Origin of the sequence: Cobetia sp. AM6, assembly GCF_009617955.1 — a bacterium.
In the GTDB taxonomy this organism is placed as follows: domain Bacteria; phylum Pseudomonadota; class Gammaproteobacteria; order Pseudomonadales; family Halomonadaceae; genus Cobetia; species Cobetia amphilecti.
The window spans coordinates 1,161,001-1,182,936 of the sequence record NZ_AP021868.1 but is presented as its reverse complement, the minus strand read 5'-3'; the positions used below and the strand labels follow the sequence as shown (position 1 = coordinate 1,182,936).

Sequence of the window (21,936 nt, the reverse complement as noted above, 5' to 3'; positions counted from 1 at the left end):
AGCGCCTGCCATGAAAAATGGGATACCGCCGCAGCAGTATCCCATTTTCATGACGATGACTTGAGTATCAGCGCGTGTTTCCTGCATTGCGCCAAGCGGATGTCCGGCCATGGCTTGCGCTGTCAGCGAAGCAGTTCAGCCCCCCATGAGAACCGCTCAGGACGAGCAGCTCAGGAAGAGCAACTCATGCAGATCGGCGCTGCATTCGCCGCCGGTGGCCGTGTCCAGTCATCGACGAGCTCGGCATCGACGCCCTGCGCCTGCCCCAGCTCCAGTGCCGCCTCCAGACTGCCCTCCTCGGGGCGGAAAAAGGGCGCCGTCAGACGCTGACGCAAGGCCTTGAGCGCAGTGTCATCGCCCTGCTCGACCCGTGCGATCACCTCCAGCAGCAGATGCGTGCGCGGCACATAGAGCGGATTGCAGCCGAGCATGGCCAGACGACGCTGGCGTTCATCCTCGGCGGAGAGCCCGATGGCCATGACACGCGCCTGATAGCGCGCGAGCCACGCCGAGGCTTCATCGCGCGCCCGGGCCGAGTTGCCATGCGGCCCACGCTCACCCGCCAGACGCACGACCAGCGTTTCCGGCGCGGACTGCGTGACATCCCAATGACTGAGCAGACGGTAGGCATGGGTGTGGTCGACCTTGCCGGCCGCCAGCAGCTCGCGCCACTGCTGCACCAGCGTCATGTCCTCATCGCGCGCATCCGGCAACCCGAGACGCGCACGCATCAGGCGGGCATATTCACGCTGCAACTCGCCCTCATAGGCGCCCAGCGCAGCGGAGAGCGCTTCGACATCGATCAGCGGCGACAGCGCGATCCCCAGACGCTCCAAGTTCCATAGCCCGATGCCCGGCTGCTGGGCGAAACCATAGCGCCCGGCCTGATCGGTATGATTCGGCACCAGATTCTCTTCATAGCCATCGAGGAAGGCGTAGGGCCCGTAATCGAAGGTCAGCCCCAGCAGCGACATGTTGTCGGTGTTCATCACCGCATGCACGAAGCCGTAGGCCTGCCAGGCCGCGATCAGCTTTGCGGTGCGAGTGATCACTGTCTCGAACATGGCCAGCGCGCTGGTCACGCGCACCTGGTCTGTGAGGGGGTGGTCTGCAAGCGGCTGGTCCGCCGCTGCCTGCGCGCCGCCTTCCGGCAGAGGTTCAGTCAGCTCCTCGGGCAGGCACTCAGCAAAGTGCTCCCGCAGGGCGTGATCGATCAGCGTCTTGAGGTCTTCATGCCGGCCGGAGTGGGCCAGCCACTCGAAGTGCCCGAAGCGCAGGTGGCTCTCACAGACGCGCAACACGGTAGCGCCGGGCTCGACGGTCTCGCGCTGGACCCGCTCGGCATTCACCGCCAGCGCCAGTGCGCGACTGGTGGGAATGCCCAGCGCCGCCATGTACTCGCTGGCCAGATACTCGCGCACGCTGGAGCGCACCACCGCCTGACCATCGCCGAAGCGCGAGTAAGGCGTACGCCCGGCGCCCTTGAGATGCAGATCGAAGGTCTTGCCGTGTTCAGTCTCAAGCTCGCCGAGGAGAATGCCACGCCCGTCGCCGAGCTGCGGGTTGTAGTGACCGAACTGATGGCCAGTGTATTTCTGGGCCAATGCGTCCATGCCCGGCAGCAACTGCTCACCGGCCATCAAGAGGCGCAGCTGCTCGAGCGCCTCCTCGCTGGAGGCGTCGGAGGTCAAGGGCGTCTCCAGCCCCAGCAGGCGGGCGCAGTCAGGACTCACATCGGCAAGGCGCGTGCCGTGTCGCGGCTGCGGGGCGACACGCGTGAAGAAGTGCTCCGGCAGGCGGGCATAGCGATTGTTGAAGCGCAGCGCCGCCAGGTCGTGCACGTGCGCGGTGGGCGTAGGGGCAAACTCACTCATCAAGAGGCTCCGTCGGGCCGCCGGGGGTCGGCGACTCGCTGGGGGAAGAAGTGGACGCGGCGGCGTCGCTCGGGGTCAGCAGGCTGCGCAGGCCGCCGGAGGGTCGCCCGGGCGGCAGCTTGCTGGCCATTTCATACAGCTTGCGCGCCGTCGTGTCGGTGCGTGCCTGACGCTTGAGCGCCTGCAGGGCATCGTCGGAGTCCCGGGCATGGTCCAGGTGCTGAGCATGAGCCAGGTGCTGATCATGGCTGGCAGGGTCGCTCGAGGCTGGCGCCTGATCGCGCGATCCAGCCGAGGGCGACACCGCGGCAGACGTGCCCTCAAGCGAGGTCTCCTCAAGCGAGCTCTCATGACGGCGCAGCAGCAGGCGCTTGCGCGGTGTCAGCGCCAACTCCGACAGGCGTGCCTTGCCCCACCACGGGTGTGGCGCCTGCACGCCATGCGTGGACTCGCTCAGCCAGGCCTGCGGCAGTGCCTCGAGCAGAGGGAAGCGCTCACTCTCGCCCTGCGCCTGCCACCAGTGTCTCAGGCGCTCATTGAGCACCAGCAGCTGGCGTGCTCGCGTGGCGGCGGTGTAGCTGAGATTGGTGACCAGCACCTGATTGGGCAATTGCTGGCGCGCGCTTGGCAGTGCCAGATCATCGGCCAGTACCACGCAATCAAATTCAAGACCCTTGGCGCGGAACACCGTCCCCAGCATGACCGTGGGCAGCTCGACCGACTGTCCCCGCGAGTGAGCACTGACGATGGCGGCCTGCAGGTCGCCATCGTGCTTGCGCAGCTCACCGATCCATTGATCGAGTGGCGCCTGGGCATACCAGGAGGCCAGCTCATGCAGGCTGCGCGCCTGATGATCATCGAGACGCGTCAGAGCCCCCAGCACCTGCGCCGGGGTCTGACCGAGCCGTGTCAGAGAGGGAGGCAGCAGTCGCCACCACTCACGCTGACTCGCGCTGTCGCCCTGCTCGGCCATCTGATGTGCGCGCCAGAGCCGCCAGTGATCCAGCAGCCCCGCCAGCGGATAGCCTTCGATGCCGTCCAGCCAGGCCACCGCGATGCCGCGCTGATGCAGTGACAGCGCCTCCCCCAGCGCCGCCACCGGGCCGGCACTGATCACCGCATGGCGCTTGCCGGAGTGCAGCAATGCCTCACGCACTGCGGGCAGCGCCAGACGGGTCGCCGGGCCGAGGCCGCTCATGGCCTGCTCGCGGGCGGTGGGCGAACAGGCCGCCAGCCGCGTGCCCAGCGCCGCCAATGCCGGCCCGAAGCGCCAGGCGCCGGGCAGCGAGTAGACGGTGGCATCGGCCAGCAGCGGCGAATCCAGCGAGCTCATGCCTTCCACCTGACGCGACAGGCTCTGATGCGGGTCGCCGATCAGCAGCAAGTCGCAGCGCTGGCGACGCAACATGGCCAGCAGCGCTGGCGTGGCGTCCTGCGCCTCATCCAGCATCACCAGGTCGGCCTCCAGCGACTGGCCATGCTGCGACCACAGCTTGAGCAAGGCGTTGAACGACAGGCTCTGCTGGTGATCGGCGGGGTCCAGCAGGCACTCCCACACCAGCCGCATGCTCTCGACCAGCTGGCGCAGCTCATTGGCACTCAGACGTTGTGCCACGCCTTCAGGCAGATGCTCCGGCATGGGCACCGCGTCGCTCTCGGCGAAGAAGGTGTTCAGGCCCTGGGCGATCAGGCTGCGCGACTGACTGGAAAGACTGCCCAGCCAGCTGAGGCTCTGCGGCGCCAGACGGCGCGTGATGTCGGGCTGCCGCTTGAGCTTGTCGCCGTACTCCTCCATCAAGGCCTGGCGTGCCAGCTGGTGCAGCGACAGCGACTGGACATTGGCGGGCAGCTGACTGGCAGTCCGCCCGGCCACCGCCGGGTTGAGCGAGGTGTAGATGAGGGTCTCGTCGGCATAGGTACGCGCCAGCTCGACCATCAGCACGGTCTTGCCGCTGCCGGCACAGGCACGCACCACCACGCAATCGCTGTGCTCGGCGCTGTTGGCCGGCGTGCGATCGCGCAGGCGCGAGGGAAAGGGATGGGCGAGAATTCGCCGTTGATCATTGCTCAGATGCATGGCGGCATGATCCCCCCTGTCAGCGCGGGGGGCAAGACCTTCGCTGCGCGATCATGACTAGGACAGCGCGCCATTGGCCGCGAGGCGCTCACGCACGGTACGCATCAGGCCACGATTCCAGCGCAACAGATCATAGAGCGTAGTGAAGTAGGCGTTGCCCCGCGTCGAGTAGGCACTCAACGTCGGGATGAGGTCTTCGGCGCGCACCGGCTGGCCCGCGTTGCGCAGACGCCCGCGCAGCTCACGTAGCTCGGCATAGCTGCGCTGGGAATTGAGGTTGTCGAAATAGGCGGCGATACCGGCCTCCAGGCTCTCGAAACGCCGATATTCACGCCCCGGCGGCCCGATGCCGCAGCCGCGCGAGAAGCAGCGCATGCCGAACAGGTTGTTGGCCTCACGGGCATGGCCCGACGTCCCCCAGCCCGACTCCTCGATGGCCTGCACCAGCACCATGTCCAGCGGCAGGGTATCGATGCGCAGCAGCAGGCGCGTCCAGCTGACGCCGATGTCCTCGCGAGTCACATCGCAGGGCAGATTGGCCTGGTCACACAGGCCATTGAGGCGCTCCTGCTCGCGCTCGCTGTAGTCACGCCCTCCGTCACCGGCGCGCTTGCGCATCGCCAGCAACCAGTCGCGCTGCTCGGCGATGCGCTGGTTCTCGGCCACCACCAGCGGAATCATCAGTTCGAAGAATGCGACCTTGCGCTGGTTGCCCGCGGGATAGGGCCGCAGGTCCGGCATCTGATGGGTCTTGTCACGGGCCAGCAGCTCATCATCCAGCCGCGCCGCCTGCGCCATCGAGCCCAGCCCCATCATCAGCAGCAAGGCGGCGCTGACCAGACGAACAGAGCCCAGACGAACAGAGCCCAGGCGCCACGAGCGCCGCGGCCAGGCCCAGGCCCACGCAAACAGGCGTGGCAGGCCACGCACTCCGCCAGTCAGCCAATCCGCAGAGAAAGGTAGGTAAGTCATGTGCTGCGCTCATCGAGAGGGATGCAGTAGCAAGACGCGAGATACCATCAGCGTATCTCATGAGGCTGCATGAAACCCTAAAAACGCGTGGGCGAGAAGATGGTGCGGTCGGCCAAGCGAGGAAAGACGCGGCAAGCCCTGTCGTCCGTCACCGACAGACCGCCAGGCGATGCCCGCCTTTCGCGCCACTGACGCGGCGCGCTCTCAGTGCTCCCTGCGCTTCCTCGCCTTTTCCCCTTTCCCCTTCCTACCCTGCCGCCTTCCTGCTCTGCACACCTTGCACCTCGTACTGGACGCTATCGCTGACGACACACCCAACGCAAAACGCCCCCGCAGCATAGGCTGCGGGGGCGTCGTTGCGGACATGCTTGATCAAGCCAGTGGCTCGATCGTTCCGCCGTCTCAGGCGCTGAGCATGCTGTTCAGGCGGCGCACGTAAGCGGCCGGATCTTCCAGCGCACCGCCTTCGGCGATGATGGCCTGATCGAGCAGCACGTGTGCCAGGTCGGTGAAGTAATCGCCTTCACCACCTTCCAGACGCGTGACCAGGGCGTGCTCCGGGTTCAGCTCGAGAATCGGCTTCACTTCCGGCAGCGGCTGGCCAGCGGCTTCCATCATCTTGCGCATCTGGTAGCCCATCTCGTGCTCCGGCAGCACCACGCAGGCCGGGGAATCGGTCAGACGGTGCGTGATGCGCACTTCCTGAACGTTCTCGGCCAGCGCTTCCTTGACGCGCTTGACCAGATCTTCCTTGGCCTTGGCGGTCTCTTCCTGGGCCTTCTTCTCTTCTTCGTTCTCGACATCGCCGAGATCGAGATCGCCCTTGGCGACATCCGCGAAGGACTTGCCGTCGAACTCGGTGAGATGGCTCATCAGCCACTCATCGATGCGGTCGGTCAGCAACAGGACTTCGATACCCTTCTTGCGGAAGATCTCGAGGTGCGGGCTGGACTTGGCGGCATTGAAGCTGTCGGCGACCAGGTAGTAGATCTTGCTCTGGCCTTCCTTCATGCGCTCGACGTACTGGGCCAGTGACTGGTCCTGGGTCGCGCTGTCGGTCTCGGTGGTGGAGAAGCGCAGCAGCTCGGCAATCTTCTCGCGGTTGGCGAAGTCTTCCGCCGGGCCTTCCTTGAGCACGGAGCCGAACTGGTTCCAGAAGGTCTGGTACTGCTCGGGGTCCTTGGCCAGCTTCTTGAGCATGTCCAGGCCACGCTTGGTCAGCGCGGACTTGAGCTTGTCGACCTGCGGGTCCTGCTGCAGCAGTTCACGCGAGACGTTCAGCGACAGATCATTGGTGTCCAGCACGCCCTTGATGAAGCGCAGGTACAGCGGCAGGAACTGCTCGGCGTCGTCCATGATGAAGACGCGCTGCACGTAGAGCTTCAGGCCACGCGCGGCATCACGCTGGTAGAGGTCGAACGGCGCACGGCCCGGCACGAACAGCAGGCTGGTGTACTCGAGCTTGCCCTCGACCTTGTTGTGGCTCCAGCTGAGCGGGTCGGAGAAGTCATGCGAGACGTGCTTGTAGAAGTTCTTGTACTCCTCGTCGCTGACCTCGGACTTGGAGCGCACCCACAGCGCGGTGGCGGAGTTGGCGGTTTCCCAGTGGACCTGCTCGTTGCCTTCCTCGTCCTTCTCGACGCGCTTCATGCGCACCGGCAGTTCGATATGGTCGGAGTACTTGGTGACCAGGTTGCGCAGACGATGATCGTCAGCGAACTCGATGGCGTCATCCTTGAGGTGCAGCACGATCTCGGTGCCGCGCTCGGCGCGCTCGATGTCGGCGACGCTGAACTCGCCTTCGCCACGCGAGGTCCACTCGACGCCCTGGTCAGCGCCCAGGTCGGCGCGACGGGTGCGCACGGTGATCTCGTCGGCGACGATGAAGCCGGAGTAGAAGCCGACCCCGAACTGACCGATCAGACGCGAATCCTTCTGCTGGTCACCCGACAGGTTCTTCATGAACTCGGCGGTGCCGGAGCGTGCGATGGTGCCCAGGTTGGCGACCACATCGTCACGGCTCATGCCGATGCCGTTGTCACGCAGGGTGATGGTCTTCGCCTCGGCGTCGTGCTCGATCTCGATGCGCAGTTCGCTGTCGTTGCCGTAGAGGGCGTCGTTGTCCAGCGCCTGGTAGCGCAGCTTGTCGCAGGCATCCGCCGCGTTGGAGACCAGCTCGCGCAGGAAGATCTCACGGTTGGAATACAGCGAGTGGATCATGAGGTGAAGCAGCTGCTTCACTTCTGTCTGGAAGCCATGCGTTTCGGTGTGAGTGGCGGTCGTCATCGAAAAGGACCTCTATGTCGTGGATGCCTGAAAAGAAGATTCGCGGTGGCCAGAGCGCCCCCGCAACAATGGAACCGGCTCGCCGACGCCTGCCTTTCTTGGGCGGCAGATCGAAGGAAGCACTCGTGGATCAGATATGGGGCAAGGGTGAGGGATTTCAAGGCACTAGCGACAGATGATTGCGCCATACGCGCCAGGCATGTGCCACGGAAACCCCCAAGCGGCTCCCTGGGGTAGTAGCGAAAGGAGCCAACGAAGGGAGCCAACGGAGAGGTAGTCATCAGTGAGGCGCTTTCGAGTGTGATGCCTGCGGGGCAGACACTGCCCATCACGGGGAGGCGAGTGACTCCAGCACGAAGTGCATGCGCGCGCTGGCGACCGGTTGCTCGCGGGATTTCTGCCAGGCACTGACGCGCACATTGGTCATGCGCCGACCTTCACGCATCACTTCACAGTCGATGCGCGTCACCTGATCGCCGCGCGCCGTGGCCAGATAGTCGATGGAGAAATCGATCAGCTTGGGCAGGCGCGCTTCACGACCACCGCGCCCATGCCGCCTGAGCACCTCAAGCGTCGCGGCGGTTTCCATCGCTGCGGCCAGCACGCCGCCATGCACCGCCGGCAGCATCGGGTTGCCGACATTGTCGGGCATCGCCGCCATTGAATAGCTCAGCGCCTGCTCAGGATGCAGCTCGACATCGCTGGCCGCGCCCGCCTGCTGCCCATCAATGGCACACAGCCCAAGCCCGATCGCCTGCGCGTAGGGCAGACTCGCCAGCAGCGCCGCCAGGTCGGCGTGAGTGCGCTGCCCTTCGACGAAACGCCGCGCACTGAGCAGGCCACGCGGGTCCTGGGCATCGCGCGGCGCCTGCGGCTCGGTTTTTTCGCCTGCTGGCTGTGCAGCCTGTGCTGACTGCCCCAGCGGTTCCGACTCGTCCATGGAGGGATTCGCGGAGGCTTGAGCATTGGCCGCCGCCAGCAGCGCCTCAGCAAAGCCGCTGGGCGTATTGCGCTCACCGAGCCTGACGAAGTTGCCGATCGCGCGACACAGGATCTTGCCCGGCTGCTGCCAGATCTGCGCCTCGGTAAACACCATCGATTCCGTGACCCGCAGCACGCGCGCCTCGCCCACCAACGCCAGGCCCTCGACGCCGGGTCGGTAGTGATCGAGGCGCAGATCCAGCGTCGGGCAGACTTCCGGTGCCGACAGCCCCGTGAGCACGGCACTGCCGCACAGCGTATCGGCGAACATGGTCAGCACACCGCCATGTACCAGCCTGCGGTGCGGATCGCCGATCAAGGCCGGTTGCCACGGCAGCTGCATGCGGATGGCCGGCGCGGCGACCTCCTCGACCCTGACGTTCAAGCGCGCCGTGTGCGGAATGAAGCTCAGGAATCCGGTCAGCGCCCGCGCCCAGCTGGCGTCATCCAGTACGCCACCCGCAGCCGGCACGTCAGCGGGATTGACGGCCAGCCCCAGCAGGCTCTGCGGCACTGCATGCATCACATCCACAGCGGCATCGCCATCAACGTGAGGGAGACCAGATAGCCGGCGCCCCACAACAGGGAACGCAACGGGGCGATATTGGCCAGATAGCAGCCCCAATAGCCCAGACGGACCAGCACGAAGATCACCGCCAGCGTGGTCGCGATGGGCGCGCCCGGCGCGGTGATCACGCTGACCAACACCCCGGCGGCAAACAGCGGAAAGGCTTCGATGGTGTTCTGGTGCGCGGCGAGCGCGCGGGCCCCGAAGCCCGTCAGTTCACGCTGCTGCGCGCGCGGGTCATGGTTGTCGTAACGTCCGGTTCGCTGTTGCGCCCAGGCGACCGGCACCTTGGTCAGCACCAGCATCAGTGCCGCAAACAGCAGGCAGGCATAGATCAGCATGCAGAATATCCTTGAAAGGCGTTGTTCAGGGCGTTGCCACAGCGGCGCATCTCGTTTGTGAACAAACGACAGATCAGACACTGACAGCGCGCCAATTCAAACTGGTGTTTGATAGCGTGTCACGAGCATGGCAGGGTCGCGGCGTCCCTGCCATGCGGCCAATGGCCAGTGCCAAGCGTCAGGGCTGGTAGAGAGATGGTGTTTCCACGCTGCACGCCTTCAGGGAGCCGGCGGGTCGGAGGGATCAGGTTCGGGAATCTCGCCACGCCACAGGCGATAGTCGGCCAGCGCATCATCGAGCTTGCCGAGCAACCAGGTCACGATCACCAGATCATCGAGAATCCCCAGCACCACCAGCAGATCCGGGATCAGATCCAGCGGCGAGACCAGATAGATGAAGGCGCCGGCCGCCAACCCCAGCGCCTTCCAAGGCACCGGGCGATAACGTCCGCTCACCACGTCGCGCAGCAAGGGCCCCATGGTGCGCAAGGCGGCGCCTGCCTTGCCCAGCACATGTCGGCGGCCAAACAATCGCGTCAACCATAATGCCTTGCCCATAGTGGACTCCTCACGGATAGCACAAATTTCGTTTACTGAGCTTGCCATCTTCGCGGCAGCACAGCCGCGATATCACTCTCGGATAATTCACTATCAGTATCAGATGGTGCTGTTATTCAGCGCCGACCACTGCCACGATAGCCACTATCGTTACTGAATCGGCAACCCCTGATAGCCAATATCGGGGCACTTGTTCAACATCGGGGCACTGAACCGCCACCACAAGGTCGCAGCCAGCCCACGCCCCCTTTACCGACAGTCGCAGGAGTCCCAGGTGACACCAGGCAAGCAAACACTCCGATCCCGTGGCAGCCGTCGCTTCGCGGCGCTGCGGCACCTCACCGGCCTAGGCCTGCTGTTGGGACTGAGCCTGCCCCTGCAGGCCGCCACTCCCAGTGACCAGAGCTTCCGCGCCGCCTTCGATGATGCGCGCGCCAAGCGTTTTGACGAGATTCAGCAGGTCGCCGTCAATGGCCACGTGCTGGAGGGCTACATCGAATATCACCAGCTCAAGGCCCGCCTGCCGTACGCCACCGCCGCGGAAGTGCTGTCCTTCATCGAGCGTCATGCGGACTCGCCGTTGGCCGAGTGGATGCGAGGCCAGGCGATCTCCGCCTACGGGCGTACCGGCCGTCATGATGCCCTGCTGGAAGTCAGCGATGGCGTGCCGGCCGGCGCGCAGCGCCAGTGCTATTACTACACGGCGCAGCTGAGCAATGATGTCGCGAGCGCATCGCAAGGCGGCCTGAAGCTCTGGCATGTCTCCGGCTCGCAGGACTCGGCCTGTGACCCGCTGTTCTCGGCGTTGCGCGAGCGTGGCGTGATCGATGATCAAGCCATCTGGGAACGCGCCATGCTCGCCTGGGCTGCCGGCCAGGGTGGCATGGTCAGCTATCTCGAGCGCCAGCTGCCCAGCAGCTGGCAGCGGGCCATCGCGGCACGCGAACAGCTGGAGGGCAACTTTGCCGCCATCACGCGCCTGCCGACCAACCTCGGCCACGGCGGCCATGCCTTCGCCGCCTTGAGCGTCGCTGCCATGCATGGCTTCGTACGTGCCGACACCGAGGCCGCGCTGGAAGCCTGGCGCAAGGTGAATCCGCACATGCCGATGAGTGATGAGCAGCACCACACCGTCGAACGCGACCTGGCCTGGTATTCACTGGTACGTGACATCCCCAACAACCGCGGCTGGGTCGATCAGCGCCTGACCATCCTCGATGACGAGGAGCTGTTCGATCTGCGCATGCGCAACGCGGTACGCGATGGCGACTGGCCGCAGGTGCGTGAATGGGTGTTGAAGATGCCGGACCGCTTCCGCAACGAAGCCCGCTACCAGTATTGGCTGGGGCGTGCCGATGACAGCCTGGGCCGCCCGCAGGAAGCACGCGCCGCCTGGACGCGCGCCGCGACCGAGCGCAACTTCTACGGCTTCCTGGCCGCCGACCGTATTGGGCAGGCCTACTCGCTCAATCGCGATGACCAGGACTTCTCCGACGCGGAACTGGCCGAGGTCGCCGAGACGCCGGCCGTCAAGCGTGTCAGGGCGCTGATGAACATCGACGAGATCGGTCTGGCTCGCTCCGAGTGGTTCAACGCCGTCACCCAGGCGGATGACGCCGATGCACGCCGTCTCGCAGCCTATGCACTGCAGCAGAAATGGTATGACCTGACCGTCTTCGCCACCATCCGCGGCCAGTTGTGGGATGGCCTTTCCTGGCGCTTCCCGCCGGCCTGGCAGCAGGACTTCCAGCGCTTCGGTGCCGATGCCGGCGTCGACCCGTGGATGCTGATGGCACTCGCGCGTCGCGAGAGCGCCTTCAACCCCACCGCCACCTCGCCGGTGGGCGCACGCGGCCTGATGCAGCTGATGCCGGGCACCGCCGCTCAGGTCAGTCGCGGCCTGGGCCTGCCCACGCCCAGCAACGCGGCGCTGGGTGATCCGGTTACCAATATCCGTCTTGGCAGCACCTACATCCGCGAGATGCTGGACCGCTACTCAGGCAACCGCCTGGCTGCCGCCGCGGCCTACAACGCCGGGCCGGGACGCGTCGATCGTTGGCTCGCCGACACCCCGGGCGAATACGACCGCTTCGTCGAGCGTATCCCCTTCAAGGAGACCCGCGAATACGTCAAGGCCGTGCTGGCCTACCGCGTGATCTTCGAAAGCCTGGCCAAAGGCACCAGCGAGGGCGTCAAGGTGGTCAGCGACCGCGAAGTCAGCCAGCGCTACACCACCGCGCTAGTGGATCGCCGCTGAGCCGAGCAGCATCCAGCAACGAAAACGCCAGCCCCATGGGGCTGGCGTTTTCGTTTCCATGGCATCAGGGCCCATGGCGTCAGAACTCATTGGGCCTTCAGCCATTCTTACAGTCATTCTTTCAATCGGTCATTCAGTCATCACGACGTGGACGAATGACGGGCGAGGACCCGGACTGGCTCTCGCCCTTGGCTTCTCCCGGTCGCGAGGCAGCTACACCATTGCCGAACGGCGGCTTCTGCTGAGGGGTATACCGTCCCAGCGCCTCGGCATAGCTCAGGGGGCGCCCTTCGTCGCTCCCCTTGCTCTTGCCACGCCAACCCTGGCGCTTGCCGGGAGCGCCTTGGGGCTGTGGTGCGTCATCATGGGACTGAGATTCCGCATAGGGCTGAGATGCCGCATGGGAGCGAGTCGCATAGGGCTGAGACGCCCCCTCGCCCTCAGCCTCGCCGCCAGGGTATACCTGCGACACCACCGGCTCCGATGCCGCTCGGCCGGAATAGGCCAAGGGCTGGGAACGCGTGACGCGCGGTGTACGCATCAGTCGCACCATCAGCCAGACCGCCAGTGCCCAGCAGAGCGTGCCCAGCACGCCATAGACGATCATCGCCCAGACATTGCCGGGGCGGTGGCCGGCATTGATGATGATCACACGCGACAGATCGATGTCGGGCCAGCGCTCGGCCAGAAGGGAGCGCTCATCGCCCGGCAGGTCCGTCTCGGCGTGCAAAACGGTGCCGAACAGGCCATCGGGGAACTCGATCAGCGGCGGCACGTTTTCCAGGCTCTGCACGGAGTCGGTTCGCACCAGCACGCCCATGCGCTCGATGCGCGGCCATTCTTCCGAGGGGATGCCATCGATGCCGCCGAAGGCGCGTGACAGACCGGCCAGCTCCAGTAGATAGGGGTTCATGTCAGAGATGACCGGATAATAGAGCGTCTCGATGCGGCGCCCCCCGTCTGCATTGGCATCGAGGCGGAAGGTCTCGGTGTGCTCGCGATAGACCGCCCAGTGATTGCGCAGCGAGACGAACTGATTGACCGGCAGGTTGCCCTGCTCCACCGACTCGAGATTCAGCGTTTCGGGGCGCGTGGTCACGCGCCCGACCCAGCGCCCCTCATCGACGGCGTACAGCCAGGCCGCTATCCCGGCGACCACCAGCACCACGGCACTCAACCCGCCCAGACGGCGACGAAGGGTATGTGAAAGACTCATCCGATTGCGTTCCCTGCCAATGCCAGCCTTGATGGGCCGGTCTTCATGTCATGAATGCAGCACTGTACCGCTGCTGTCGTTGGCTCGGGCAGGCGTCGGCACCGGCCCGGGCATCATTGTTGTTCGAGCCGTGCTGCCAATCGATTGCTCTTGTCGCAGTAGCGTTGCCGCAGGCGCAGGATCTCCAGAGAATTCGAGGACAGGGCATCCAGCACGTAGCGGTTGCAGGCTTGCTCGGCTTCTCGATGCGCCGCTTCCAGCGCCTTGCGCGCCTTGCGCTCTGCCGGCGTCATGCCCGCATAGGGGTCGCGCCGGGGCTTGAAGGTCGCTGCGGCCTTGCAATACATGGTGCGGGTGTCGATATGTGCCGCCCGCCCCCGACGCTGCAAGGCATGGCAGGTCTCGACGAACAGTCGGCTGGCCATGCGCGAGCACTCGCGCTGCTCGACGGCGGTACCGGTCTTTTCCAGATGTGCACAGACCGACTCATCATCGATGCGCCACAGCTGGTGGCGGAAGTCGATGGTGTAACCGTAGTAAAGCACCCGTACCTGCTGTACGCGGGAATCGTAGACATCACTGATATCCCGAGCTTCCAGGTGCGTGACGACCTTGAGAAAGGCCGCCAGTGTCAATGTCACAGGATCCATGTGTCATCAAGGATACGAACCGTCATCCCATGCGCTCCGTTGCGATGTTGGCAGTGGCCGCTCATCCCTAGCGGCCTAGCGCCAGCCGTGCCCCCAGCAGCACCATGACGGACCCGGTGATGCCTTCCATCCAGCAGGCGACCCGCGGCCTTGCCAGCCAGCGCCCTGCGCCACCGACCATCAGCGCCACGCTGATCTGCCAGAGGTTGGCGATCACGAAGTGGACACCCGCCAGCCACAATGACTTGAGCACGGCCGGATCGGTCGGCGCGATGAACTGCGGCAGAAAGGCCATGTAGAACACCACCGTCTTGGGATTGAGCACATTGGACAGGAAGCCCTCACGCAGCGGCAGCCAGCACGATACCTGCTGCCGTGTCACGCTGACGTCGACATTCAGCCCGCGGGCGCGCCGCGCACTCTTGAGACTCTTGATGCCCAGCCAGATCAGATAGCCCGCTCCGACCAGCTTGAGGGCCGAGAACGCCCATGCCGACTGCAACAGGATCAGCGAGATGCCCGCCGACGACACCAGCGCGTGCACGAAGAGACCGGCACAGATCGCGAGACTGGTCAGCACGCCGTCACGCAGACCGCCGCGCGAGGTATTGCGAATCACCAGCAGGGTGTCGACCCCGGGCGTGACCGTCAGCAAGGTGATGGCCACCACGAAGGACCAGAAGGCAGCATCGAACTGGATGAAATCAAACATGACGAACGTCCTTGCGACAGACCCGCTTCAGTAGCCGAATTCGTGCCCCCATGGCACTGAACAGGCGACCAGTCTAGGCGAGCACGGCCAGCCTGCAAAGCCATCCACACCAAGATGACAGCCTGGTTTGCCTCTGAATGGTGCACTTCAGTCTTTTGTCTTACTGCGCTGCTACACAACGGCGCAAGCGCTCTCATGAGCCCGCAGCTGATGGCATGCAGAAGCCATCTCGCGTCATCAAGGATACGAGCCTCGACTCCTAAAATACGCTGCGTCGCTGTTGAGCGACCAACGCAGCCTTCAACCTACCAACCAGAACCCCGTGGCGATATCCAGCAGCAGCACCAACAAGGCCAGCAGGATGACCAGGCCATCCTCCCCGATCAGCCCCAGTCCCAGCAGCAGCAAGGTCGCTGCCGGCAAGGCCGCGGCGAAGGGCACCAGCTCCAGCGGCACCATGGCCGTGGCCAGCAGGATGGTCAGCGCCGCGATACCGCGATAGGCAATGCCACGCGTCATGAAGCTCAGGCGTGGCTTGAGCAGACGATCGAGGCGTCGTGTCCAGGGTCTTGCCCGCTCGACGCCATGGGTCAGGCGTTGATGCTCGAAACTGAAGCGCGCCAGCCGGCGTGGCAACCACGGCATCTTGCGCCCCAGCAACAGTTGACCCGCGATCAGCACGATGAACAGCGCGCAGGTCGTCGGTACGCCGGGGATCGCCCCGGTCGGCAGCAGTACCAGCAAGGCAGGCAATACCAGCAAGGGGCCGAAGCCCCGGGAGTTGAAATGCTTCAGAATGTCGCCCAGCGAGATATCCCCTTCGATCTCGCGGTCCAGCTCTTCCAGCAACCCCGTGAGGTTGCCTTCATTGGCGTGCTTGCTCATGCGAGCTCCCTATCGGGAAGATGACGGAGGGTGTGAAGGTCTCGAGCCGTGGCGAGTCAGCTGGTGCCGTCCCGCCACGGTGAATCGTCAGCCAACCAGGCGATCGCCCAGCATGCCGATCATGAACCCCAGCGAGGCGCCCAACGGCGGTGACCAGTGATGCGCCACCCGCGACTGGGGCGCAATGTCCTGGAAGACGAGGTAGAGAATGCCGCCGGCGGCGAAGGCCATCAGTCCGCCCAGCACGCCCGGCGCATCCGCAAGCCACAGATGGCCGGCCAATGCCGCCAGCGGGCCCAGCAAAGACAGCAGCACGAAGGCCCCGAGCCCCTGACGCGCCGTCAGCCCGGCCCCTTCCAGCTCACGATAGGCATTGAAGCCTTCCGGCAGGTTCTGCACCGCAATGAACAGTGCCAGCAGCATCGCCGCGGCAGGAGAGGCAGAGGCCAGTGCGCCCAGCGCGATCGCCTCGGGGATGAAGTCCATCAGCATCGCCAGCAACTGGCCCTTGGCGCCGCCACCGCGCGCCAGCCAGCGGTCCAGTTGCATGAAGATCAGCGCGCCCAGCAGGAACAGCCCCAACAGCGCCGCGATGGACAGCGCCTGCATGGCATGCGGCACCAGCACCAGCGACACGGCGGCCAACAGAATCCCGCCGCCGAGCGCGGTGATCCCCGCCAGCCAGCTGCGCTTGACGTGACTCTCGTGACTGCGCTCCAGCTGGGCGATCACGCCACCCAGCGGCATGCACAACCCGGCAGCCCAGGCGAGCGCCACCATGGTCCACGGAATCGATGCCATCATGCTGTCGTCGGGGCTGCAGGACTCGGCCGCGCGCCCAGCACACGCATCAACAGGCTGGTGCCGACGCCCCAGGCGCCATTCAGGATCAGGCCACCGACCACCATCAACGGCGCGACCTCGATCCCCTTGAGCGGGAAGACGACCAGCATGGCCACGGCCGTCGGGCCGACTGCACCGAAGACGAGGCTGATCAGCCAATGGCTGACGCCCGTCCTGCGGCGCACCAATGCCCACAGCGGTAGCCCCCAGAGCCCGCCCCAGAAGGCCAGCGAGAGCACTGACGGGACGCCCAGCGGCCCGGTAGGCGTCATGTTGTAAGGCGCCTTGGGCAGGATATCGGCCAGATAGAAGAGCCCGAAGAGGCCCTGATGGAAGATCAGAGTCGCCAGAAAGGCGGCGATGAAGGCTTTCAACCAGATCATGTTCACTTCCTTGTCGTCATATTGATGAAAACATCCGAGCCCCAGCACATTAGAACATGCGAAAATTCGACACTGCCTTTCCTGCTACGTCACTTCCGTCCCGCTGGATGCAACGCAGGCATGATCTCTAGCGCTGGGTGGCCGGCGCCTGTTCGGCATGGCGCAGCGATATCTGGTCGTTGAGTGTCCAGAAGTCATACAGCACGCCGATGAAGAACAGCCCACCGGTGCACAGGTAGAGCAAGCCGGTCAGCCACTTGCCCATGTACATGCGGTGGATGCCGAACACGCCCAGGAAGGTGAGCAGAATCCAGCTCAGCGAGTAATTGATCGGGCCTTCGCGAAAACGGAAGTCCGCCTCGCGGTCCATCGCCGGAATCAGGAACAGGTCGATCAACCAGCCGATGCCCAGCAACCCGAAGGTGAACAGCCAGATGGTGCCGGTGACCGGCTTGCCATAGTAGAAACGGTGCGCGCCGAGGAAACCGAAGATCCACAGCAGATAGCCCATGGTCTTGGAATGCGTGTCCTGTACAACAGGCGATGTGGTCATCAGTGAAGCCTTAGCCGCGATGCGGCAGATCATGATTGCGAATACTGTCAATGCGGTCTTGGCGCCGATGAATCAAGCCTTCTACCGCCAGAGGCCACGCCCGGAGACGACGACGCCACCCGCGCACTGGCGCGGATGGCGTCGGATCAGCAGGTGTCTCTTCATCGGTCCCGGGAGCGAAAGCCAGGCCAGGAACGAAAGCCAGGCCGCAGCCGGCGCTAGATGACGCCCAGCTCGCGCAGACGTTCCTTGAGGTAGGAGTCCGCCGTGTGCTTGTCAGACAGTACCACTTCGGGGCGCGGATGCAGGAACAGCGGCAGCGACAGGCGTGACTGGCTGGAGCCCTCGCCGGTCGGGTTGATCACGCGGTGCGTGGTCGACGGGAAGTAGCCGCCGCTGGTCTCCTGGAGCATGTCGCCGACATTGATGACCAGCTGACCCGGATCACAGGGCACGTCCATCCATTCGCCATTGACGTCCATCACCTGCAGGCCCGGCTCGTTGGCTGCCGGCAGCACGGTCAGCAGATTGATGTCTTCATGCGCCGCGGCACGGACGGCGCCCGGCTCTTCACTGCCGGTCATCGGCGGGTAGTGAAGCACGCGCAGCAGCGTCTGACCGCTGTCCTTGATCATGTTGGAGAGCGGTTCACGGTAGAGCTCAGCCACTTCGGCAGGTGAATGGGCCTCGACCCAGCTCAGAAGCTCTGCCGCGAAGGCTTCGGCCTGGCGGTAATACTCCATGGCATTCTCGCGCAGGCTGTCCGGAATCTTGCCCCACGGGTAGATGTGGTAATACTCCTTGAGATCACGTGCCGTATGGCCCTTGGCGGTCTCGGAGACATCTGCCGGGAACAGTCCATCCTGGGTCTTGGGGTCGAAGCGCCAGTCAAGCTTGTCGGCACTGGAGAAGAATTCGGCCCATTCGGCGTAGATCTTCTCGACCAATTCATGAGAGATCGGGTGATTGCGGATGACACCGAAGCCCGTCGTGCGCAGGGATTCGACAAATTTTTCGGCTGCATCGGCCGAGCGGTAATCTACGTTCTGGACCTTCATGGCATTTCCATCTATGTTGGCTCTGTGTGAGCATCCTACTTGAGCTGGAAGGAGTCGCCAATACGACAACTTTCTGTTCGAATGGAAGCGAGCACGTGCAGCCTAGGCTGCATGCGTAGGTCAAGCAGGAAAGGATGTCGTCGCTGGACGCAACGCGTCTCTCTGGTGGAATTCCCCCTAGCCGCACCAACGCACTCTGGTCTGATGGGCAGACCACCAACATCATCTCGTAAGCAAGGAAAGAATCATGGCAACTGGCACAGTCAAGTGGTTTAACGACACCAAAGGTTTCGGCTTCATTTCTCCGGACGACGGCGGCGACGACCTGTTCGCGCACTTCTCTGAAATTCAGGCAGAAGGCTTCAAGTCCCTGCAAGACGGTCAGAAGGTTTCCTTCGACGTCACCCAGGGCAAGAAAGGCCTTCAGGCCGCAAACATCAAGCCGGTCTGATCTTCTCGATCAGCCTGGTCAGGCCGCCCTCACCGGCGCCCTGATGATGGCAGCAAGACAGTCATGGAAAAGCCCGCCTTCCGGCGGGCTTTTTTGTGCCCAGGCCTTGGCCTGACTCACGCTTCACGAAGAGTCGCCATCAACAAGAACGCCGCGACCCAAGGGGGCACGGCGTTCCTGTATCGGCGGCCATGTCACTCGCACTCAGCCAGTGACACGGCTTGCGACGGGCATCACGCCAGCATTCGCTGGCCAGTGATTACTGCTGCGCTTCGTCGATGGACTCGTTGGCATCCTGCTGCGCAGCGTTGATCTTCTCGTTCGCTTCGGCAGCAGCGTTGTCGCCAGACTGTTCAGCGGAGTCGGTCAGCTCGGCAGCCTGCTCCTTGGTGGATTCATAGGCGTTCTTGGCAGCATCGGCAGTGGCGTCAGCAGCGTCGTTGACACCTTCCTTGGCGGACTCATAGGTCTCGGAAGCAGCGTTCTTGGTCGCGTCGAGGGCGCTTTCGCTCTCGGCAGCAGCTTCATCGCCCATGGCATCGGCAGATTCAGCAGCGTCATCAGCCATGTTGTCGGCCTTGTCAGCAGCGTCATCCATCTCTGCGGCCGCTTCATCAGCTGCCGCGTCCATCTTCTCGGCAGCGGCGTCAGTCGCTTGATCGGCGCTCTGTTCAGCCTGCTCGGCGCTCTGCTCGGCAGAGGTCTCGGCGTTCTGGGCAGCTTTGTCAGTATCGCCGTTATCGCAACCAGCGATGGCCAGAGACAGGCCAGCGGCCAGTGCGGGAATCATCCATTGCTTGAGTTTCATCGTCTTCTCCATGATAGGTGGGGAGTTGCCAGCCCCTGTTTCCTGCAAGTGGCATTGCAACAAAGGTCGTGTAGTCATGCAAGCGAAAGCGTGGCTTGGCGCCTGATACCCAAGACATGGTGCCAGACCGACAGCTTTTCAAGCATTCCGCCCTTTTCACAGCAGAATAGTGTTAACGAACACCATTTTCCATCAGCTACCACCAACAACCGCGCCGCGATCACTCACCGATATCTTCGTTCCAGACGTCCGGCTGCTCGCGAATGAAGGTCGCCATCAGCTCGCGGCAGCGCGCATTGTCGACCACATCGACCTTGACGCCCAGGCCACGCAGGTGGTCTTCCGCGCCCAGGAAGGTGTGGTTCTCACCGACCACGACATGCGGGATACCGTAGAGCTGGATGGCACCACTGCACATCGGGCACGGTGACAGCGTGGTGTAGAGCACGGATTCACGATAGACGCTGGCCGGCAGGCGACCGGCGTTTTCCAGTGCATCCATTTCACCATGCAACACCGTGCTGCCCTTCTGCTGGCGCTGATTGTGGCCACGACCGATGATCTTGCCATCATGGACGAGTACCGAGCCGATCGGCACGCCGCCAGCCGCATAGCCCTTTTCCGCCTCTTCAATGGCGGCCTGCAGGAAGCGCTCATGATCGGTAGTCATTGCTGTCATCGTCTTGCTCCAGATGCGGTGAATATTCAGTGGAGCGGCAGCCTACTGCCACTCACTGCTCGGCACAATACACTCAGCCCAAGCCCGCTTCGCCAGTCATCATCTGACGGGCGCGTCTCAGCCCTTCATTGCTGGCATTGGTGGGCTCGCCGACTTCAGTGGCAAGCTCGCGGAAACTGCCCATGGCACCCAGCAAGGCAGAGGCCTCGTAGGGGATGAAGACGCGATCGCCTTCGCGCGCCATGTCCGGCAGCACCTGCAGATATTTCTGGCCCAGCATGTAGCCGACCACCAGCTGCGGGTCTTCCGCACCGATGGCATCGCGCAGCTGATAAATGGCCTGACGCTCACCTTCGGCGCGCAGAATCGCGGCCTGCTTGTCACCCTCGGCGCGCAATACCGAAGACTGCTTCTCGCCCTCGGCGGTCGCGATGGCAGCTTCGCGCTGGCCATTGGCCTCGGTCACCGTAGCGCGACGCTTGCGCTCGGCCGCCATCTGCAGCCGCATGGCGTCCTCGACTTCCTCGGGCATGCTGATGTCCTGGATCTCGACGCGCGTCACCTTGACGCCCCACTTGTCACCGACCTCATCCATGGTGATCTGCAAGGCGTCGTTGACCTCCTTGCGGCTCTCGAAGAGCTTGTCGAGCTCCATGCGACCGATCTCGGAGCGCAGGCTGGTCTTGGCCAGGACCTCGACGGCCTGGGTGAAGTTCTCGACTTCATAGACGGCGCGCTTGGGATCGACGATCTGGAAGTAGAGCGCGCCATTGACGGTCACGGTGACGTTGTCCGTCGTCACCACGCTCTGGCCGGGGAAGTCCATCACCGTCTCGCGGCGATCGATGCGCGTCTCCTCCACCACCAAGGGCAGATTGTCGCCCTTGACCTCACGATAACGGCGAATGGTGATCGAGCGCGGCTTGTCGATGAACGGAATCACCAGATTGACGCCGGATTCCAGTGTGCGGCTGTAGCTGCCGAGGCGTTCGATGACGACGGCTTCTGACTGCTGGACGATCATCAATCCCTTGGCCAGCAGGATTACCACCAGCGCCAGTATGAAAAGAATGATGATGAGTCCCGGACTGATAATCATATTGCTCAACTCCCTTGAACTGGGCCGTATCCGCAAGCCCTTGTGAGATATCCGATCACGCTTGACCCGCTACCACCACGACCGCGCCGTCGAGCCGCGATCTCATGGCGTCTTTGTGCCACTTTCTTTCGAGACAGGCTCGACACAGACGGTGATGCCTTCGACGCTGACGATCCTGACCGTGTCCCCCGCTGCCGGCGGCGCCTCCCCCTCCCAGCGTAGCGGATACTCATTGCCTGACACGCGCACGGCAGGTTTGCCGCCGTTGCCGATGATCACCTTGGCCAGCTGCCCGGTCTCCGCGCCGCTGCCCAGGGTACCGTAGGGCGTCTTGGGCAACAGATAGGGATGGATCTTGCGCACGAACAGCGGCACCAGCACCAGGGCCGTGATCGCGACGCTGATCAACTGGAGGTTGAGCCCCGCCCCCAGCCCCGCCGCCAGAGCGCCCCCGAGGGCACTGACACCCAGTGCCAGCAACACGAACTGCGCACCCAGCAACTCAAGCCCCGCCAGAATCAACGCGAGGATGACCCAGATATGCCACGCCGCCAAACCGACCATGCAATCACTCCCTGAGGTCCTGACTCCCGCCCTGCGCGGCCGAGAGATTGGAAGAATACGCTGCCACCAACGCAACGAGCGCAGCCTGAGTAAACCTCAGACTGCGCTCGTGTACCAGCCA

The 21,936-nt window shown here is 63.9% G+C and carries 21 protein-coding genes; 2 read left to right on the top strand and 19 right to left on the bottom strand.

Annotated features, from left to right (window positions below):
• Positions 1-170: 170 nt before the first annotated feature.
• From CLAM6_RS05065 to CLAM6_RS05030, 7 genes are all read right to left on the bottom strand, one after another.
• Complete coding sequence (locus CLAM6_RS05065) at positions 171-1,874, bottom strand: protein adenylyltransferase SelO (protein WP_153635315.1); 1,704 nt, start codon at positions 1,872-1,874, stop codon at positions 171-173.
• Positions 1,867-3,951 (bottom strand): ATP-dependent helicase, encoded by a 2,085-nt coding sequence (locus CLAM6_RS05060; protein WP_153635314.1) that lies wholly within the window; start codon positions 3,949-3,951, stop codon positions 1,867-1,869. Before CLAM6_RS05060 ends, CLAM6_RS05065 begins: the two co-directional genes overlap by 8 nt.
• Positions 3,952-4,008: 57 nt before the next feature.
• Positions 4,009-4,923, bottom strand: a complete 915-nt coding sequence (locus tag CLAM6_RS05055; protein WP_153635313.1) for a glucosaminidase domain-containing protein — start codon at positions 4,921-4,923, stop codon at positions 4,009-4,011.
• Positions 4,924-5,325: 402 nt separating this feature from the next.
• Positions 5,326-7,209 carry a molecular chaperone HtpG gene (htpG, locus tag CLAM6_RS05050; RefSeq protein ID WP_107335276.1) on the bottom strand — a complete coding sequence of 628 codons (1,884 nt, stop codon included), beginning with the start codon at positions 7,207-7,209 and terminating at the stop codon, positions 5,326-5,328.
• Positions 7,210-7,537: 328 nt separating this feature from the next.
• Positions 7,538-8,713 (bottom strand): PaaI family thioesterase, encoded by a 1,176-nt coding sequence (locus CLAM6_RS17885; RefSeq protein ID WP_242007749.1) that lies wholly within the window; start codon positions 8,711-8,713, stop codon positions 7,538-7,540.
• Positions 8,713-9,099: an MAPEG family protein gene (locus tag CLAM6_RS05035; protein WP_153635312.1), complete on the bottom strand. Its 387-nt coding sequence runs from the start codon at positions 9,097-9,099 to the stop codon at positions 8,713-8,715. The genes CLAM6_RS17885 and CLAM6_RS05035 overlap by 1 nt, the downstream gene beginning before the upstream one ends.
• A 219-nt stretch (positions 9,100-9,318) precedes the next feature.
• Positions 9,319-9,657 (bottom strand): YkvA family protein, encoded by a 339-nt coding sequence (locus CLAM6_RS05030; RefSeq protein ID WP_153635311.1) that lies wholly within the window; start codon positions 9,655-9,657, stop codon positions 9,319-9,321.
• Between the two features lie 274 nt (positions 9,658-9,931).
• On the opposite strand from CLAM6_RS05030, the gene CLAM6_RS05025 reads away from it, so the two are divergent.
• Positions 9,932-11,914, top strand: a complete 1,983-nt coding sequence (locus tag CLAM6_RS05025) for a transglycosylase SLT domain-containing protein (protein WP_242007748.1) — start codon at positions 9,932-9,934, stop codon at positions 11,912-11,914.
• A gap of 133 nt (positions 11,915-12,047) precedes the next feature.
• On the opposite strand, the gene CLAM6_RS05020 is transcribed toward CLAM6_RS05025, so the two are convergent.
• From CLAM6_RS05020 to CLAM6_RS04985, 8 genes are all read right to left on the bottom strand, one after another.
• Positions 12,048-13,130: a hypothetical protein gene (locus tag CLAM6_RS05020; RefSeq protein WP_153635310.1), complete on the bottom strand. Its 1,083-nt coding sequence runs from the start codon at positions 13,128-13,130 to the stop codon at positions 12,048-12,050.
• A 113-nt stretch (positions 13,131-13,243) separates the two neighbouring features.
• Positions 13,244-13,780, bottom strand: a complete 537-nt coding sequence (locus CLAM6_RS05015) for a hypothetical protein (RefSeq protein ID WP_043335517.1) — start codon at positions 13,778-13,780, stop codon at positions 13,244-13,246.
• Between the two features lie 67 nt (positions 13,781-13,847).
• Entirely contained in the window at positions 13,848-14,492 is a 645-nt protein-coding gene (locus CLAM6_RS05010) for a LysE family translocator (RefSeq protein ID WP_043335514.1), read from the bottom strand.
• A gap of 300 nt (positions 14,493-14,792) precedes the next feature.
• Positions 14,793-15,377: an exopolysaccharide biosynthesis protein gene (locus CLAM6_RS05005; protein ID WP_153635309.1), complete on the bottom strand. Its 585-nt coding sequence runs from the start codon at positions 15,375-15,377 to the stop codon at positions 14,793-14,795.
• Between the two features lie 87 nt (positions 15,378-15,464).
• Entirely contained in the window at positions 15,465-16,181 is a 717-nt protein-coding gene (locus tag CLAM6_RS05000) for a ZIP family metal transporter (RefSeq protein ID WP_052384785.1), read from the bottom strand.
• Positions 16,178-16,603 (bottom strand): hypothetical protein, encoded by a 426-nt coding sequence (locus CLAM6_RS04995; protein ID WP_054554953.1) that lies wholly within the window; start codon positions 16,601-16,603, stop codon positions 16,178-16,180. The genes CLAM6_RS05000 and CLAM6_RS04995 overlap by 4 nt, the downstream gene beginning before the upstream one ends.
• Before the next feature lie 127 nt (positions 16,604-16,730).
• Positions 16,731-17,156 (bottom strand): NINE protein, encoded by a 426-nt coding sequence (locus tag CLAM6_RS04990; protein ID WP_043335505.1) that lies wholly within the window; start codon positions 17,154-17,156, stop codon positions 16,731-16,733.
• A gap of 218 nt (positions 17,157-17,374) precedes the next feature.
• Complete coding sequence (locus CLAM6_RS04985; RefSeq protein WP_043335503.1) at positions 17,375-18,214, bottom strand: isopenicillin N synthase family dioxygenase; 840 nt, start codon at positions 18,212-18,214, stop codon at positions 17,375-17,377.
• A 247-nt stretch (positions 18,215-18,461) separates the two neighbouring features.
• On the opposite strand from CLAM6_RS04985, the gene CLAM6_RS04980 reads away from it, so the two are divergent.
• Positions 18,462-18,665: a cold-shock protein gene (locus tag CLAM6_RS04980; RefSeq protein ID WP_043335501.1), complete on the top strand. Its 204-nt coding sequence runs from the start codon at positions 18,462-18,464 to the stop codon at positions 18,663-18,665.
• Positions 18,666-18,924: 259 nt separating this feature from the next.
• Here CLAM6_RS04980 and CLAM6_RS04975 read toward each other — a convergent pair whose 3' ends face one another.
• From CLAM6_RS04975 to CLAM6_RS04960, 4 genes are all read right to left on the bottom strand, one after another.
• Complete coding sequence (locus CLAM6_RS04975; RefSeq protein ID WP_153635308.1) at positions 18,925-19,473, bottom strand: hypothetical protein; 549 nt, start codon at positions 19,471-19,473, stop codon at positions 18,925-18,927.
• A 220-nt stretch (positions 19,474-19,693) separates the two neighbouring features.
• On the bottom strand, positions 19,694-20,152 hold the full coding sequence (locus tag CLAM6_RS04970; RefSeq protein WP_405281255.1) for a nucleoside deaminase: 459 nt from the start codon (positions 20,150-20,152) through the stop codon (positions 19,694-19,696).
• A 73-nt stretch (positions 20,153-20,225) separates the two neighbouring features.
• On the bottom strand, positions 20,226-21,251 hold the full coding sequence (locus CLAM6_RS04965; protein ID WP_043337056.1) for an SPFH domain-containing protein: 1,026 nt from the start codon (positions 21,249-21,251) through the stop codon (positions 20,226-20,228).
• A 102-nt stretch (positions 21,252-21,353) separates the two neighbouring features.
• A complete protein-coding gene (locus CLAM6_RS04960; protein WP_153635307.1) occupies positions 21,354-21,815 on the bottom strand; it encodes an NfeD family protein in 462 nt (153 codons plus the stop codon).
• Positions 21,816-21,936: the final 121 nt, after the last annotated feature.

Coding starts and splice junctions, on each gene's coding strand:
- CLAM6_RS05065 (WP_153635315.1), bottom strand. CDS start 1,874: ATGAGTGAGTTTGCCCCTACGCCCACCGCGCACGTGCACGACCTGGCG.
- CLAM6_RS05060 (WP_153635314.1), bottom strand. CDS start 3,951: ATGCATCTGAGCAATGATCAACGGCGAATTCTCGCCCATCCCTTTCCC.
- CLAM6_RS05055 (WP_153635313.1), bottom strand. CDS start 4,923: ATGACTTACCTACCTTTCTCTGCGGATTGGCTGACTGGCGGAGTGCGT.
- htpG (WP_107335276.1), bottom strand. CDS start 7,209: ATGACGACCGCCACTCACACCGAAACGCATGGCTTCCAGACAGAAGTG.
- CLAM6_RS17885 (WP_242007749.1), bottom strand. CDS start 8,713: ATGCATGCAGTGCCGCAGAGCCTGCTGGGGCTGGCCGTCAATCCCGCT.
- CLAM6_RS05035 (WP_153635312.1), bottom strand. CDS start 9,099: ATGCTGATCTATGCCTGCCTGCTGTTTGCGGCACTGATGCTGGTGCTG.
- CLAM6_RS05030 (WP_153635311.1), bottom strand. CDS start 9,657: ATGGGCAAGGCATTATGGTTGACGCGATTGTTTGGCCGCCGACATGTG.
- CLAM6_RS05020 (WP_153635310.1), bottom strand. CDS start 13,130: ATGAGTCTTTCACATACCCTTCGTCGCCGTCTGGGCGGGTTGAGTGCC.
- CLAM6_RS05015 (WP_043335517.1), bottom strand. CDS start 13,780: ATGGATCCTGTGACATTGACACTGGCGGCCTTTCTCAAGGTCGTCACG.
- CLAM6_RS05010 (WP_043335514.1), bottom strand. CDS start 14,492: ATGTTTGATTTCATCCAGTTCGATGCTGCCTTCTGGTCCTTCGTGGTG.
- CLAM6_RS05005 (WP_153635309.1), bottom strand. CDS start 15,377: ATGAGCAAGCACGCCAATGAAGGCAACCTCACGGGGTTGCTGGAAGAG.
- CLAM6_RS05000 (WP_052384785.1), bottom strand. CDS start 16,181: ATGATGGCATCGATTCCGTGGACCATGGTGGCGCTCGCCTGGGCTGCC.
- CLAM6_RS04995 (WP_054554953.1), bottom strand. CDS start 16,603: ATGATCTGGTTGAAAGCCTTCATCGCCGCCTTTCTGGCGACTCTGATC.
- CLAM6_RS04990 (WP_043335505.1), bottom strand. CDS start 17,156: ATGACCACATCGCCTGTTGTACAGGACACGCATTCCAAGACCATGGGC.
- CLAM6_RS04985 (WP_043335503.1), bottom strand. CDS start 18,214: ATGAAGGTCCAGAACGTAGATTACCGCTCGGCCGATGCAGCCGAAAAA.
- CLAM6_RS04980 (WP_043335501.1), top strand. CDS start 18,462: ATGGCAACTGGCACAGTCAAGTGGTTTAACGACACCAAAGGTTTCGGC.
- CLAM6_RS04975 (WP_153635308.1), bottom strand. CDS start 19,473: ATGAAACTCAAGCAATGGATGATTCCCGCACTGGCCGCTGGCCTGTCT.
- CLAM6_RS04970 (WP_405281255.1), bottom strand. CDS start 20,152: ATGACAGCAATGACTACCGATCATGAGCGCTTCCTGCAGGCCGCCATT.
- CLAM6_RS04965 (WP_043337056.1), bottom strand. CDS start 21,251: ATGATTATCAGTCCGGGACTCATCATCATTCTTTTCATACTGGCGCTG.
- CLAM6_RS04960 (WP_153635307.1), bottom strand. CDS start 21,815: ATGGTCGGTTTGGCGGCGTGGCATATCTGGGTCATCCTCGCGTTGATT.